Annotated in this window: 14 protein-coding genes; all 14 read left to right on the top strand. The window is 57.6% G+C overall.

Annotation, left to right across the window (positions count from 1 at the left end):
- Positions 1-111: 111 nt before the first annotated feature.
- The 14 genes from EH31_RS16390 to EH31_RS16325 all read left to right on the top strand — a co-directional run bounded on the left by EH31_RS16390 (position 112) and on the right by EH31_RS16325 (position 13,779).
- Complete coding sequence (locus EH31_RS16390) at positions 112-1,047, top strand: ribose-phosphate pyrophosphokinase (protein WP_034962403.1); 936 nt, start codon at positions 112-114, stop codon at positions 1,045-1,047.
- A complete protein-coding gene (locus EH31_RS16385) occupies positions 1,047-1,418 on the top strand; it encodes a hypothetical protein (RefSeq protein WP_034962400.1) in 372 nt (123 codons plus the stop codon). The genes EH31_RS16390 and EH31_RS16385 overlap by 1 nt, the downstream gene beginning before the upstream one ends.
- 9 nt (positions 1,419-1,427) lie before the next feature.
- Entirely contained in the window at positions 1,428-2,225 is a 798-nt protein-coding gene (locus EH31_RS16380; protein ID WP_034962399.1) for an inositol monophosphatase family protein, read from the top strand.
- A 13-nt stretch (positions 2,226-2,238) separates the two neighbouring features.
- The gene (locus tag EH31_RS16375; RefSeq protein WP_051699380.1) at positions 2,239-2,685 is read left to right on the top strand and encodes a gamma-glutamylcyclotransferase family protein; all 447 of its coding nucleotides are present in this window, start codon (positions 2,239-2,241) and stop codon (positions 2,683-2,685) included.
- A gap of 306 nt (positions 2,686-2,991) precedes the next feature.
- Entirely contained in the window at positions 2,992-3,195 is a 204-nt protein-coding gene (rpmI, locus tag EH31_RS16370) for a 50S ribosomal protein L35 (RefSeq protein WP_034962450.1), read from the top strand.
- Positions 3,196-3,218: 23 nt separating this feature from the next.
- Positions 3,219-3,578, top strand: coding sequence for a 50S ribosomal protein L20 (gene rplT, locus EH31_RS16365; RefSeq protein ID WP_034962397.1), 360 nt, complete (start codon positions 3,219-3,221; stop codon positions 3,576-3,578).
- 182 nt (positions 3,579-3,760) lie between these two features.
- On the top strand, positions 3,761-4,702 hold the full coding sequence (locus tag EH31_RS16360) for a helix-turn-helix domain-containing protein (protein WP_081853473.1): 942 nt from the start codon (positions 3,761-3,763) through the stop codon (positions 4,700-4,702).
- Positions 4,686-5,609 carry a helix-turn-helix domain-containing protein gene (locus EH31_RS16355; RefSeq protein ID WP_051699384.1) on the top strand — a complete coding sequence of 308 codons (924 nt, stop codon included), beginning with the start codon at positions 4,686-4,688 and terminating at the stop codon, positions 5,607-5,609. The genes EH31_RS16360 and EH31_RS16355 overlap by 17 nt, the downstream gene beginning before the upstream one ends.
- A gap of 78 nt (positions 5,610-5,687) precedes the next feature.
- Complete coding sequence (pheS, locus tag EH31_RS16350) at positions 5,688-6,803, top strand: phenylalanine--tRNA ligase subunit alpha (protein WP_034962395.1); 1,116 nt, start codon at positions 5,688-5,690, stop codon at positions 6,801-6,803.
- Positions 6,800-9,199, top strand: a complete 2,400-nt coding sequence (gene pheT / locus EH31_RS16345; protein WP_034962394.1) for a phenylalanine--tRNA ligase subunit beta — start codon at positions 6,800-6,802, stop codon at positions 9,197-9,199. The genes pheS and pheT overlap by 4 nt, the downstream gene beginning before the upstream one ends.
- The gene (locus tag EH31_RS16340; protein ID WP_034962392.1) at positions 9,196-10,074 is read left to right on the top strand and encodes an alpha/beta fold hydrolase; all 879 of its coding nucleotides are present in this window, start codon (positions 9,196-9,198) and stop codon (positions 10,072-10,074) included. Before pheT ends, EH31_RS16340 begins: the two co-directional genes overlap by 4 nt.
- The gene (locus tag EH31_RS16335; protein ID WP_034962390.1) at positions 10,071-11,594 is read left to right on the top strand and encodes a peptide chain release factor 3; all 1,524 of its coding nucleotides are present in this window, start codon (positions 10,071-10,073) and stop codon (positions 11,592-11,594) included. Before EH31_RS16340 ends, EH31_RS16335 begins: the two co-directional genes overlap by 4 nt.
- A 132-nt stretch (positions 11,595-11,726) precedes the next feature.
- Positions 11,727-12,827 (top strand): caspase family protein, encoded by a 1,101-nt coding sequence (locus tag EH31_RS17085; RefSeq protein WP_206742052.1) that lies wholly within the window; start codon positions 11,727-11,729, stop codon positions 12,825-12,827.
- Between the two features lie 82 nt (positions 12,828-12,909).
- Positions 12,910-13,779 (top strand): alpha/beta fold hydrolase, encoded by an 870-nt coding sequence (locus tag EH31_RS16325; RefSeq protein WP_034962388.1) that lies wholly within the window; start codon positions 12,910-12,912, stop codon positions 13,777-13,779.
- Positions 13,780-13,803: the final 24 nt, after the last annotated feature.

The raw sequence follows: 13,803 nt of genomic DNA, 5'->3' as shown, positions 1-13,803 counted from the left end.
TTTTCGCACTTCTTGCGTACACGATTGAAGACAAGCCGCATTGTGCGTGTTGCAATTCAATGACGCTCCATTAGGCGGGGGACAGCACACAACATACGGGGATTCGCGACGATGAAGATCATGTCCGGCAATTCGAACCTGCCGCTCGCCCGGGCCATTGCAGCCTATCTCGAAATGCCTCTCACCGACGCGAGTGTGCGCCGGTTTGCGGACGAAGAGATCTTCGTTGAAATTCACGAGAATGTGCGCGGACAGGATATGTTTCTGGTTCAGCCAACGGGCTATCCCGCCAATGACAATCTGATGGAGCTTCTGATCTGTATCGATGCGCTCAGGCGCGCGTCGGCAAAGCGGATTACGGCTGTGATCCCTTACTTCGGTTATGCCCGCCAAGACCGTAAACCGGGTCCCCGCACGCCAATCTCGGCAAAGCTGGTTGCAAATTTGATCACAGAAGCTGGCGCTGACCGCGTGCTCGCCGTGGACCTTCACGCAGGCCAGATTCAGGGATTCTTCGATATCCCAACAGATAACCTTTACGCAGCGCCCGTCATGGCCGCCGATATTCAAGCGCGCTACGGAGACCGGGACCTCATGGTCGTCTCGCCAGACGTAGGCGGTGTGGTTCGTGCGCGCGCGCTTGCAAAACGCCTCGATAACGCCCCGCTCGCAATCGTCGACAAACGCCGCGATCGTCCCGGGGAATCCGAGGTGATGAACATCATCGGCGACGTCTCTGACCGCCATTGCATTTTGATCGACGATATCGTCGATTCAGGCGGTACGCTGTGCAACGCAGCCGAAGCGTTGCTGGAAAACGGTGCAAAGTCGGTTGCAGCTTACATCACCCACGGTGTGCTTTCGGGCGGCGCTGTGGCAAGGATTGACGGCTCGAAACTGAAAGAGCTGGTGATCTCAGATTCGATCCAGCTGACCGAGGCCGCCGAAGCGTCAGACAAAATCCGCGCGCTTCCGATTGCCCCGCTGGTGGGCGAAGCGATCCGCCGGATTGCTGATGAAAGCAGCGTGTCGAGCCTGTTTGACTGATGTTCGACCGGGCTGAAGTCCGGGAGATACTCATTGGCGCGGCGCGTGCTGGTAATGCGCTGACCTATTCGCAGATGCTGCAATTGCTCGGTTACCGCTTCACCCGGCCCAAGATGAGGGCGCTGTGCGCTGTGCTCGATACAATCGATCAAGATGGCCGCCTTGATGGCGAACCAGACCTAGCGGTTCTGGTTGTGCGCCAGTCCGATGGGCTCCCGGGGCAAGGCTGGTTTGTAAATCGCTCACATCTTGCAGAGGAAATGGCCAAAGAAACCGGGCTTGCCTGGCCACTCGATTGGGAGGGAGCCGAGGCCAAGGCCTATGTTAGGTTTCATCAAAAGCGGGCTTTTGATTACTGGCAAGATCGCTAAAGAACGCCCATGACTCCAGCCGATCTAGACTTCGCCAACCGCCTTGCTGATGCCGCCGGTTCCGTAATCCGCCCGCTGTTTCGCGGCGACTGGGAGGCGGAGACGAAAGAGGACTCCTCTGCCGTCACCGAGGCGGACCGAGGGGCCGAGGCGGTCATGCGCAAGATGATCGAGGAAGAACGCCCCGATGATGGTATTATCGGCGAAGAATACGGCCGCACGAACGAAGGCGCAGGGCGCCAATGGGTGCTCGATCCCATCGATGGCACACAAAGCTTTGTCGCAGGCCGCGCCATTTTCGGCACGCTGATTGCGCTCATGCAAGATGGCTGGCCAGTGCTGGGCATTATCGACCAGCCGATCCAGCGCGAACGCTGGGCAGGGCGCGTGGGCGAGGTGACGACCCTCAATGGCAAAGCGGTGAAGACGCGTCCCTGCCGCGCGGTAGAGGGCATGAGCATGGCCACCACGTCGCCCCATTGCTTTAGCGCGCAAGAGGCAGACGCATGGCTAAACGTGGTCACCAACGCCTACCCCAAAATGCCTTTCCCGATCTATGGCGGGGATTGTTATAACTATGCGCTTCTGGCGAGCGGCCAGATCGACCTTGTGATGGAAAGCGGCCTCAAGCTCCACGATTACGCGGCGCTTGTTCCCGTGGTCGAAGGCGCAGGCGGGATCATGAGCGATTGGCAGGGCAATCCGCTGGATGCCGAAAGCGATGGTTCGGTGATAGCGCTTGGCGACCCGGCGCGGTTGGAGGATGTGATGGCGGCGATGGGTGGCGGCGCACAGCACAATCACTAGAGCCGATCATGCCATGACCCAACCTACCCACCTCTTCTTCTACGGCGTCCTCCAGGAAGGTCTCGGGCCCGACGGCGGCGATTGGCCGTTTCTGAAAGGTCTTGGCATGGGAGCGCCCGCGACAACGCAAGGGGTGCTTTATGCAATACCGACCGATCATGGCTGGCACCCCGCGCTGATTCTGACGCAGGCGCGTCACTCGACCGTGGTCCACGGCGCGATTCATGAGGCATCCCATGTCGACATCGGGCCGGTCGATGACTTTGAAGGGCCAAGCTACACGCGGCAAGCTGTGCCGGTCGATGGATGGGACGGCTATGGCGACACTGAGGCTGATGCATACATCTGGACCGATGATCTGCCCGAGGGCGCGCAGCTTATTGCCAGCGGCAATTTTGCACAGTGGCTCGAAGAGACGGGTCGCCCAATCTATTCGGGAGGGGCCTATTCGGGTGGATGAAACACCCCTGCTGCTTGGCCAGCATTTTCCTACTCCGGCATCTCAGGGTAAACGGGCCGCCATGGACCGCTTCACCTAATCGCTTTTGGGCCCTCTGTTAGGCCCGGTCGCTCCAAGGGGACGTTCTTTGGCCCTGAACAGTGTGTCAAGTGTGTCAAACTCTGGCAGCGGCAAGGCACCGAATCACTTGCATCTATGTGCAAATTCGTTATGTGCCGCCGCCTACCGACACGTATTTGAGCGTTCGGCCTGGCGACAAGGGCTGCCAGGGCTGAGCCAATGTGTCTCTTTATGAAGGAGATGAAAATGCCCAAGCTTAAGACCAAAAGCGGTGTGAAGAAGCGCTTCAAAATCACCGCAACTGGCAAGGTCAAGCACGGTGTTGCGGGTAAACGCCACCGTCTGATCAGCCACAATGCGAAGTATATCCGCCAGAACCGTGGAACCTCGGTCGCATCTGACCCGGACACGAAGACGATCAAAAAATGGGCCCCATACGGGCTCGATTGATCGCTTAGTCAGGAGATAAAGATATGCCACGCATTAAACGCGGCGTTACCACGCGCCAGAAACACAAACGTCTTCTTGACCAGGCCAAAGGTTACCGCGGCCGCCGCAAGAACACGATCCGCATCGCCCGTCAGGCGGTCGAAAAAGCAGGCCAATACGCCTACCGCGACCGTAAGGCGAAGAAGCGCAGCTTCCGCGCGCTCTGGATCCAACGCATCAACGCAGCTGTTCGCGCTGAAGGCCTCACATACTCGCAGTTCATGCACGGTGTGAAGCTCGCCGGGATCGAGCTTGACCGTAAAGTCATGGCCGATCTTGCGATGCACGAAGAAGCAGCGTTCAAAGCGATCATCGTTCAGGCGAAAGACGCACTTCCAGCTTAATTTTGACCAGGTGATCCTGGCATAATGAGATGATGAGTACACAAAAGGGGCCTGGCGCTATCATCGGCGCTGGGCCCCTTTCGCTTTCTCAGGCGAAAAAGGGCGCTTTTGCAAAAGGTCTGAGATTGTAGGTTTGCGCCTATAATCTTGTAGTTTTTCGACAACTGCGCCAAATGACGCCGATGTCTAAGGCGAAACACCCAGATGGCCGAGCGACCCATGCTGAACCGATCAGCGGTCCATCGCACTCGGTCCGAGCCGTGTTTCATCCAGCACCTCCCCAGTTTGAGGGGTGTTTCACTACCTTCTATCAATTGAAACTTGATGTCGCCGATGGCGGCGAGGTTCATGACTATCTTCAACCCGAATGGGCCAATTTGCGGTTCTTCGCAGGGTCCACTCCCAAGTCTCATATCTCAGGCCAGAAACTGTCGGGTGCACGCTTTGTTGCAACCGGTCCAAGCTCAGTTGCGAACCGTTTCAGCATCGGGACCTCGCGGATTTGGGGTATCGGGATTTTGCCATTGGGCTGGGCCCGGCTGATTGATGCCGAGGCCTGCAACTACAGCAATACTCTGTTTGATGGTGCGCAAGACGAGGTCTTTGCTAAGTTCGATGGCCTTTCTGACGTCCTGTGCAATCCAGACGCGGATGTTGAGGAGCAATTGACCGCGATCAGACAGACGATGGAATCGATGATGCGGCCATCGCGCGATGAGGACAAAATCGTGCGCATTCATGATGCTCTGGTGAACGGTGATCATCTTGCGGTGGCACGCCTTGCCGATGCCTGCGCGATGAGTGTGCGCACTCTTGAACGCGTTTGCCGCCGCTATTTCGGCTTCACGCCAAAACGGTTGATGCGCCGCCAGCGGTTCACCCGGAGCCTGACAAGCTACATGCTACACCGCGGGGCTTTGTGGACCGAGGCGATGGATGAGGAATATCACGATCAGGCGCAGTTTACCCGCGAATTCACTGAATTCATGACCATGACGCCAAGCAAATATGCAAGATTGGAACACCCAATAATGACCTCCTTCATGGAGGCGCGCGAGCGAGTATGGGGCAGTGCCGCTCAAGCACTAGATGGGCCGCGTCAGGCCGATGACGATCTCGAATAGGGCAGACGCTGGCGTGAGCGCTGGAACGCAGATATCAGTTTCAATCCGCTTTGCGCTGCCCTCAGCCAGGCTCACCCCCTATGTAACGACGTATTATTGTACGCAGGTTACGTCATCCGACGCCGATGCAATGATCGAAGACCGCCTGCATCCTGAATGGGCCAATCTGCGCTTTATCGAGAAAGGGATGTCTCAGAGTGCGATCGGAAGCGCCCCTTTGGAAATCGTGCCCGAATTTGCAGTTGCTGGCCCGACGTCAATCGCGCCGCGCTTCCGAATGGGGCCGGGTAAAAGCTGGGGTGTTGGCCTAATGCCGCTTGGCTGGGCCGCTTTGTTCGGTGCACCGGCGAGCGAATACACCGACAGGGTGGTCGATGGGCTGAAGGATCCGGCCTTCTGGGCCTTTCATCCATTAGCAAACGCATTGTCCCGCAGCAGCAGCCGCGATTTTGCTGAGGAGTTGGCTCTTATTGAGGCTCATATGGAGGCGCTGTGTTTGAAGGACACCTGCGATATGCGGGCCATTCATGCAGTCAATACCGCTATAGTGGACTCCAGAATTGGAACAGTCGCCCAATTGGCCAAGGAAGTTGCGATGAATGTTCGTTCCCTCGAACGCCTTTCAAAGCGCGCTTTTGGCTTTTCGCCCAAGCTTTTGCTGCGACGCCAACGGTTTTTGCGAAGCTTGTCCAAATTCATGCTCGACCCTTCGATGAAGTGGCTCAGCACACTGGATCAACACTATCACGATCAGGCCCATTTCGTTCGTGATTTCAAGCGCTTTATGGGTATGAGCCCGAGCGCTTATGCTAAGCTCGACAAGCCTATTCTTATGGCCGCTGCGCAGGCGCGCATGGCAATTGCAGGGCAGGCAGTGCAGGGTTTGCACGACCCCAAGGCGGACTAATCGCAAGATCATGCGAAACGCGCTTTGCAAAGGGGCGCGATTCTCGCTAGCGGACCGGCCAATTGGAAAGCGTAATTGATGACCGAATTGACAGATCAGAAACAGACAGCCCTTGCCGCTATTGAGGCAGCGACCACACTCGACGCGCTCGAAGAGCAGCGCGTTGGTGTGCTTGGCAAAAAAGGCTGGGTGAGCTTGGCGCTCAAGACCCTTGGCCAAATGAGCCCGGACGAACGCAAAGAGGCAGCCCCTGCCATTCAGGCGGTTCGCGGCGAAGTGGCGGCCGCGCTTGACGCGAAGAAAGCCGAGCTGGAAACGGCCGCTCTTGAGGCGCAATTGACGAGCGAGACGATTGATCTCACCCTTCCAGCGCCAGACCAGCCCAAGGGTTCGATCCACCCGGTTAGCCAAGTGATGGATGAGCTCGCCGAGATTTTTGCCGACCTCGGGTTTTCTGTCGCCACCGGGCCAGAGATCGAGGACGATTGGCACAATTTCACCGCGCTCAATATGGATGAAAGTCACCCTGCGCGCGCGATGCACGATACGTTCTACTTCCCGGATAAGGCGCAAGATGGAGCCTCGATGCTGCTGCGCACACACACATCGCCAGTGCAAATCCGCAGTCTGAAAAGCGAAGGCGCACCGATCCGCCTGATCGCGCCGGGCCGGGTTTATCGCTCTGACAGCGATGCGACGCACACGCCGATGTTCCACCAAGTCGAAGGGCTGGTCGTGGATGAGGACATTCACCTTGGCCACCTCAAATGGACGCTCGAGACTTTCTTCAAGGCCTTCTTTGAGCGCGAGGACATCGTGCTGCGTCTGCGCCCCTCCTACTTCCCCTTCACCGAACCGTCGGTCGAAGTCGACGTTGGCTATTCCAACGAAGGCGCCGGTAAAGAAGGGGGGCGCCGCGTCGTGGGCGGCCACGGCGATGAGGATGGCCATGATTGGATGGAATTGGGCGGCAGCGGCATGGTCAACCGCCGCGTGCTCGAATTCGCTGGCATTGACGCTGACAAGTACCAAGGGTTCGCCTTTGGCCTTGGTATCGACCGCATTGCGATGCTCAAATACGGAATGAACGATTTGCGCGCCTTCTTCGACGGTGATCCGCGCTGGCTCGCCCACTATGGCTTCTCGCCCTATGATCAGCCGACGCTTTCTGCAGGTGTAGGAGTGCGACCATGAAGTTCTCAACCACATGGCTGAAAGACCACCTCGACACAGAGGCGACCCTGCAAGAAATCTGCGACGCGCTGACCAGCATTGGGCACGAAGTCGAGGGGGTTGAAGACCCTTCCCTAACGCTCGCAGGTTTCCGCGTGGCGCATGTCCTTTCGGCCGAAAAGCACCCGGATGCGGACAAGCTTCAGGTGCTCAGCGTCGATACGGGTGAAGGTGATCCGGTTCAGGTCGTCTGCGGCGCTCCCAATGCGCGCGCCGGGATGAAAGGCGTTTTGGGCCTTCCGGGCGCGGTTGTGCCGTCTAACGGCATGGAACTGCGCAAGGCGGCTATCCGCGGGGTTGAGAGCACCGGCATGATGTGTTCCGCGCGCGAGCTTGACCTTGGCGAAGATCACGATGGCATCATCGAATTGCCCGACGATGCAAGCGTTGGTCACAGCTTTGCCGACTACCAAGGCTCGTCTCCAATCATCGACGTGGCCATCACACCCAACCGCCCCGATTGCATGGGTGTTTACGGCATTGCGCGCGATTTGGCAGCGGCGGGATTGGGCACTTTGAAGCCCATCGCAGTGCCCAAGTTTGAAGCGTCTGGCGCGTGCCCTATCGAAATCCGCACCGATGATGCGGAAGGCTGCCCTGCATTCTATGGCCGCGTGATCAAGAGCGTCAAAAACGGACCATCACCCGATTGGATGCAGCAGCGATTGAAGTCGGCTGGTCAAAAGCCAATCTCGCTCCTGGTGGACCTCACCAACTATCTGATGCTCGCTTTTGGTCGCCCGGCGCACGTTTATGACATGGCAAAGCTTGAAGGCGCGATTTTCGCACGGCGTGCGGCCGAAGGCGAGGAAGTGCTGGCTCTGAACGAGAAGACCTATACCCTCGACGAGACCATGACCGTTATCGCGGATGATGCAAAGGTCCTTGGGATCGGCGGGGTCATGGGCGGCGAGGACACAGGGGTTCAGGATGAGACATCTGATGTGCTCTTGGAAATCGCTTATTTCGATCCGGCTCGCATCGGTGTGACAGGGCGCAAGCTTGGCCTTGCGACCGATGCGCGGACACGGTTTGAGCGCGGCGTTGATCCTGAGTTTCTGGAGCAGGGCCTCGACCTTCTCACAGGGCTTATCACCGAGCTTGCTGGCGGAACGGCGAGCGAGGCTGTGCACGTAGGCTCTCCTCCAAGCGAGGCAAAAGTGGTTGGCTTCGACACCGCGTTGACCAAACGCCTCGGCGGTGTGGACGTGGCCGAAGACGAGCAGCGCGCGATCCTGACAAACCTTGGCTTTGAGGTCTCGAGCGACTGGCAAGTGACTTGCCCGCTGCGCCGCAATGACATCGAAGGGCCTGCTGACTTGGTTGAAGAGGTCGTGCGTATTCACGGCCTCGATAAGGTTGAAAGCGTGCCTTTGCCGCGCGTTGATGGCGTTGCTCGTCCAACCGCGAGCGGGCAGCAAATGCTCGAGCGCAAATTGCGCCGAGCAGCGGCTGGAAGCGGGCTTGATGAAGCGATTACATGGTCGTTCTTGCCCGAAGACGTCGCGGCGCATTTCACCGTAACCGATGATCTGTGGAAGCTCAGCAACCCGATCAGCGAAGACATGAAGGTCATGCGGCCTTCGCTCATCCCGGGTCTATTGATGGCAGCCAAACGCAATACTGATCGCGGTGCAGGATCAACGCGCGTGTTTGAACTGGGTCGTCGCTATTTCAAGGGTAAGAACGGTGCGAGCGACGAACGCGCCACCCTTGGTGTGGTGCTGTCCGGTGAAAAAACGCAGCGCGGCTGGGCCAATGGCAAAGCGGCAAGTTTTGATGCTTACGATGCGAAGGCTGCTGCTCTCACTTTGCTTGAAGCAGCAGGTGCTCCCACTGGGCGCTTGATGGTCATGGGAGAGGCGGGCGACCAGTTCCATCCGGGCCAATCAGCCACCTTGCGCCTCGGTCCCAAGAATATTCTTGCCCGCTTTGGCATGATGCACCCTGCAACGCTCAAGGCCTTCGACATGGACGGACCGGTGGCAGCGGTTGAGCTGTTCCTCGATGCCATCCCCGCGAAAAAGGCGGGCAAGGGTCCTGTAAGCTTTGCCCGGCCAAGCTTCACGCCGCCCGCGCTTCAAGCAGTGACGCGCGATTTCGCCTTCTTGGTGCCCGCTGACCTTGCAGCCGAAGACCTGCTCAAATCGGTGCGCGGATCGGACAAGGTGAATATCACGGGTGCGCGCGTCTTTGACGTCTTCACCGGTGAGGGCGTGCGCGAAGGACAAAAGTCCATCGCAATCGAGGTCACACTGCAACCGCAGGACAAGAGCTTTAAAGACAAAGAGCTGAAAGCGATTGCCGACACCGTCGTGGCAGCAGCGGCCAAAGTTGGAGCGGAGCTGCGCGGTTGAGCCTTGTCTGCACGAACAAGGGTGTTGAGCTTCATTATGAGGTGTCCGGAGACCGGCGCGATCCACTGGTCATGTTGATCGCGGGTGCCGGAGCTCCCGCACAGTTCTGGCCGGACGACTTTTGTGAGGCGCTTTCGAATGATCGGCGGCAAGTGCTCCGCTTCTGGCATCGCGACACGGGTCATTCAGCGCATTTTGAAGCTCCATATGACATTGAGGCTCTGATGAGCGATGTGCTCGCCCTGCAGCACGCCGTTGGCGCGGCCCAGGCCTGTATCGTGGGTCATTCAATGGGCGGTTACATCGCTCAGCTGATTGCCTGCCGTCAATCCAACCGGGTGAGCGGCTGTGTCGCCATGGCCTCAGGTCCGATCTTCTCCGAAGAAGGAAAGGAGCGGCTTGGTCTTTCATCTCCTGATGAGAGCCTTTGGCCGCTGTTAATGGCTAACCAGCCCTCCGGCGACTTCGAGGCTGACTTTCCGGGATGGATGGCAAGCTGGCGCATATTGAACGGCGAGCTTGACGTTGAAGAGCCAAGAGCACGGGCCTATACTAGGGCGCTATACGAGGGCTCCGCTTCGAACCACCAGATTGCTGAGAACCATATTCACGCGGTCTCGACAACGCCGGACGAGCTGGCTGAGGAGCTGAGCCATTGCAATGTGCCGATGCTTTATCTAACCGGCGAACACGATCCATTGGTGCCACCCGATCACGGAGCCAAGGCAGCGCAGATCGCGCTTGACGGCGCCTTTCAATCCCTGCCGGGTGCAGGGCACATGTATTTCAACACTTCGACCTGGGACCTCATTCTGCATTCTGTCTCTCAGTTCATCGCAGCGATCGAAGGGCCAAGAAAGCCGAGCCAGTCATGACGTCCAATCGCCGCACTTTCGCGATCATTTCGCACCCTGACGCTGGTAAGACCACGCTCACCGAGAAGCTCCTCCTGCAAGGCGGCGCGATCCACTTGGCGGGCGAGGTGAAGGCGCGCGGCGATCAGCGGCGTGCACGCTCTGACTGGATGAAAATCGAGCAGCAGCGCGGCATTTCGGTCACCTCGTCTGTGATGACGTTTGAGCGAGAGGGCGTTACCTTCAACCTGCTTGATACGCCGGGCCACGAGGATTTTTCCGAAGACACCTATCGCACGCTCACTGCAGTGGATTCTGCTATCATGGTGATTGACGCGGCAAAAGGTATCGAGCCGCAAACGCGTAAGCTCTTTGAAGTCTGCCGCCTGCGCTCTGTTCCGATCATCACCTTCGTCAACAAGGTTGATCGTGAGGGACGGCCGGTCTTTGAACTGCTCGACGAGATTGCAGACATGCTTGCGCTCGATGTTTCGCCGCAAATGTATCCGGTCGGCATGGGAGGAGAATTCCAAGGCATTCTCGACTTTGCGAGCGGCGAAGTGGTCGTGCCAGAAGGCCCATCGCGCGAATTCAAAGGCAAGCGGGTTGCAGACTTCGATCTACCCGAAGAGATCGCCGAGAACGTTGAGCTGGCGCAAATAGGCTATCCCGAATTCGACCTCGAAGCCTATCGCAATGGCGATCTGACGCCTGTTTATTTCGGATCAGCGCTCAAAAACTTTGGCGTCACCGAATTGATCGAAGCGATTGCCCGAATTGCCCCGCCTCCGCGCGCGCAACCTGCAGGGGACAAGCAAATCGCGCCCGACCACGGCGAGGTCTCAGGCTTTATCTTCAAGGTTCAGGCTAACATGGACCCCAATCACCGCGACCGCATCGCCTTTATGCGTCAGGTGTCGGGGACGTTTAAGCGGGGCATGAAGCTGATACCGTCGGGGCTTGGAAAACCGATTGCGATCCACTCTCCTATCCTGTTTTTTGCGCAGGACCGCGAGATTGCCGATACGGCGGAAGCGGGCGATATCATCGGCATTCCAAACCACGGCACTTTGCGCGTAGGCGACACTTTGTCAGAGAAGAACCAGCTGCGTTTTACCGGCCTGCCCAACTTTGCGCCGGAGATTCTGCGCCGCGTGCAATTGAAAGACCCGACCAAGACCAAACAGCTCAGAAAAGCTCTCGACGACCTTTCCGAAGAAGGGGTCATTCAGGTTTTCTACCCAGAGATCGGCGCGCAGCATATCGTGGGTGTTGTCGGACAGCTTCAGTTGGATGTGCTTATCTCGCGGCTTTCGGCCGAGTATAAGGTGGAGGCGGCTCTTGAAGCCTCCCCCTTTGCGACTGCGCGTTGGCTCAAAGGTGATGCAAAATTGCTGGATGAGTTTGAAAGCTTCAACCGCGCCAATCTTGCTCGCGACCGGGACGGAGACCTTGTCTTTATGGCAAAATCGCCTTGGGATGTGAATTATCAGGTTGAAAAGAATCCCGAGCTCAGTTTCTCCGCTACTAAAGAGCGTTAAGCGCGGCGGGTTTTGTGGGATTTTTGACCCGCCCTGGTTTGTGGTCTATCGAAGGCCATGCTTTGCTGGGGGGACAACAAGCGCGAAATTGGGTTGAGGGGAGCATTCGTTCTCTTCGCCATCGCGGTTTTGATGTTTGCCAATCCCGCTCAGGCGCGCAAAGTCGCGCTAATTATCGGAAATTCGGTTTACGAGCATACGGGCCAACTACCCAATGCTGCTAATGATGCGACCCTTATCGCCGATGCGGCGCGGACTGCCGGGTTTCAAGATGTCATTGTCGGCAACAACCTTGGCATAGACGGATTTCGCGCGGCTCTCCGCGAGTTTCGTTCGAAAGCAGATGGCGCAGACGTTGCCATGGTTTACTTCGCCGGACATGGGATCGAGGGCAGCGGTAAGAACTGGCTCATCCCTACCGATGCGAAGCTGGATTCAGCCCGCGACCTTCCTTACGAAAGCATCGATCTTGATCTGGTGATGCAGTCATTGTCCGGTGCACAGGTCCGCATCGCCGTGCAGGATGCCTGCCGCAACAATCCGTTCGGGAGAACCTGGAGATCCGGCACACGGGCTGTCACGCGCGGATTGATCGGTGTTGAGGCCGACGATGTGCTCGTCATATACGCAGCCGCTCCGGGACAGACCGCGAGCGATGGTGACGGTCAAAACTCACCCTTCGCGAGAGCTTTGGCGCAAAGGCTGCCCGAACCCGATGTTCCCGTCCAATTGTTGGGCGGATTGGTTCGCGACGACGTGCTTTCAATCACTGATGGCGAACAGCGTCCCTTTATCAGTGCCAGCATCACCGGCACACCCATCTATCTCGTGCGTGAGAACACCGGCGTCCTTGTGGCTGGCTCATCGACAGCTCAGCTTACGTTATCGGGGAAGCCAGTGCGTCTGACCGACGTTAAGATCGAGACGGTCAGGTTGACGGGCTTTTTTGGAAGGCCGGACAATCTGTTCATTGAATTTTCTGATGGATCCCGGTTTCCCGAAGACAATGGCGCTTCGTTTCGTGTGAAGACAGGCGATGTATGGCAGCCGCAAGGGGACTTCGTTTTTGAATCCGATGCAAGCTTTCGCGTAATGGAGTTCGACGATGTCGGGGGCCATGATCTGATAGGGTCGGTACAACTTGCGCAGACCGCAGGCGTTCATACCGTCACACTCAACGGCGATCGAAGTGAGTACAAAGTAACTTACCGCCTCGCAGCCGCATTCGAGTAACAACCCCCCTATGGCGGCTCGCTCTAGTCGCAGTTTCATTCAGTCTTGCAACATGCACCGCTCTAGCGTAAAGCCCTTGGCCATGACCCCATCAGGCCCGACCTCCCAAAGCTTCATCTCACAACGCCTCAAGCTCAATTATGTTGATTGGGGCAACCATGAGGCGCCGCCGCTCGTGCTGGTCCATGGTGGCCGCGACCATGCGCGCAGTTGGGATTGGACGGCTGAGGAATTGGCCAAGGATTATCACGTTGTCGCGATGGACCACCGCGGACATGGCGACAGCGATTGGGTGTCAGATGGCAATTACACATCCAACGACATGGTCTACGACCTTGCCCAATTGGTGCATCAGCTTGGCCGAGGCCCGGTGACTATCGTCTCGCACTCCATGGGCGGCAATGTCGCGCTGCGATATACAGGCATGTTCCCCGATATGGTGACGAAGCTGGTCGCGATTGAGGGTTTGGGGCCTTCGCCTTCATGGAAAGAGGAACAGCGCAAGACGCCTTACCCAGAAAGGATGCGCGAATGGATCGAGAAGAAGCGCAAAGCCGCAGGGCGCACCCCGCGCAAATATGAAAGCATCGAAGCCGCTTTTGCGCGGATGATTGAAGAGAACTCTTACCTAACCAAGGAACAGGCGCGCCACCTCACCATCCACGGGGTCAATCGCAACGAAGACGGAACCTATAGCTGGAAATTCGACCCGCATTTGAACGTGTGGCAGGTCGAGGATGTGGCCGATGAATTCATGGAGGCGATCTGGGGCGCGATTACGTGCCCGACTTTGCTCCTTTATGGTGAGAAAAGCTGGGCCTCCAATCCTGAAAAAGACGGCCGGCTCGAGCATTTCAACACCGCTAGCGTGATCGAATTCGAAAACGCAGGCCACTGGCTACACCATGATCAATTCGACAGATTCATGTCCGTCTTACGCGACTTTCTCTAGTTCTCGGGCTTTAATTCTCAGGAG

It is taken from the genome of Erythrobacter longus, assembly GCF_000715015.1.
GTDB classification, from domain to species: Bacteria; Pseudomonadota; Alphaproteobacteria; order Sphingomonadales; family Sphingomonadaceae; genus Erythrobacter; species Erythrobacter longus.
Note: the sequence above shows the minus strand (reverse complement) of the source record. Positions and strands in the feature narration are given on the sequence as shown.

What these genes read in the sequence shown, in the direction of transcription:
- pheT (WP_034962394.1), top strand. Translation starts at nt 6,800, where the DNA reads ATGAAGTTCTCAACCACATGGCTGAAAGACCACCTCGACACAGAGGCG.
- EH31_RS16385 (WP_034962400.1), top strand. Translation starts at nt 1,047, where the DNA reads ATGTTCGACCGGGCTGAAGTCCGGGAGATACTCATTGGCGCGGCGCGT.
- EH31_RS16375 (WP_051699380.1), top strand. Translation starts at nt 2,239, where the DNA reads ATGACCCAACCTACCCACCTCTTCTTCTACGGCGTCCTCCAGGAAGGT.
- pheS (WP_034962395.1), top strand. Translation starts at nt 5,688, where the DNA reads ATGACCGAATTGACAGATCAGAAACAGACAGCCCTTGCCGCTATTGAG.
- EH31_RS16335 (WP_034962390.1), top strand. Translation starts at nt 10,071, where the DNA reads ATGACGTCCAATCGCCGCACTTTCGCGATCATTTCGCACCCTGACGCT.
- EH31_RS16355 (WP_051699384.1), top strand. Translation starts at nt 4,686, where the DNA reads ATGACGATCTCGAATAGGGCAGACGCTGGCGTGAGCGCTGGAACGCAG.
- EH31_RS16360 (WP_081853473.1), top strand. Translation starts at nt 3,761, where the DNA reads ATGTCTAAGGCGAAACACCCAGATGGCCGAGCGACCCATGCTGAACCG.
- EH31_RS16390 (WP_034962403.1), top strand. Translation starts at nt 112, where the DNA reads ATGAAGATCATGTCCGGCAATTCGAACCTGCCGCTCGCCCGGGCCATT.
- EH31_RS16325 (WP_034962388.1), top strand. Translation starts at nt 12,910, where the DNA reads ATGACCCCATCAGGCCCGACCTCCCAAAGCTTCATCTCACAACGCCTC.
- EH31_RS17085 (WP_206742052.1), top strand. Translation starts at nt 11,727, where the DNA reads ATGTTTGCCAATCCCGCTCAGGCGCGCAAAGTCGCGCTAATTATCGGA.
- EH31_RS16380 (WP_034962399.1), top strand. Translation starts at nt 1,428, where the DNA reads ATGACTCCAGCCGATCTAGACTTCGCCAACCGCCTTGCTGATGCCGCC.
- rpmI (WP_034962450.1), top strand. Translation starts at nt 2,992, where the DNA reads ATGCCCAAGCTTAAGACCAAAAGCGGTGTGAAGAAGCGCTTCAAAATC.
- rplT (WP_034962397.1), top strand. Translation starts at nt 3,219, where the DNA reads ATGCCACGCATTAAACGCGGCGTTACCACGCGCCAGAAACACAAACGT.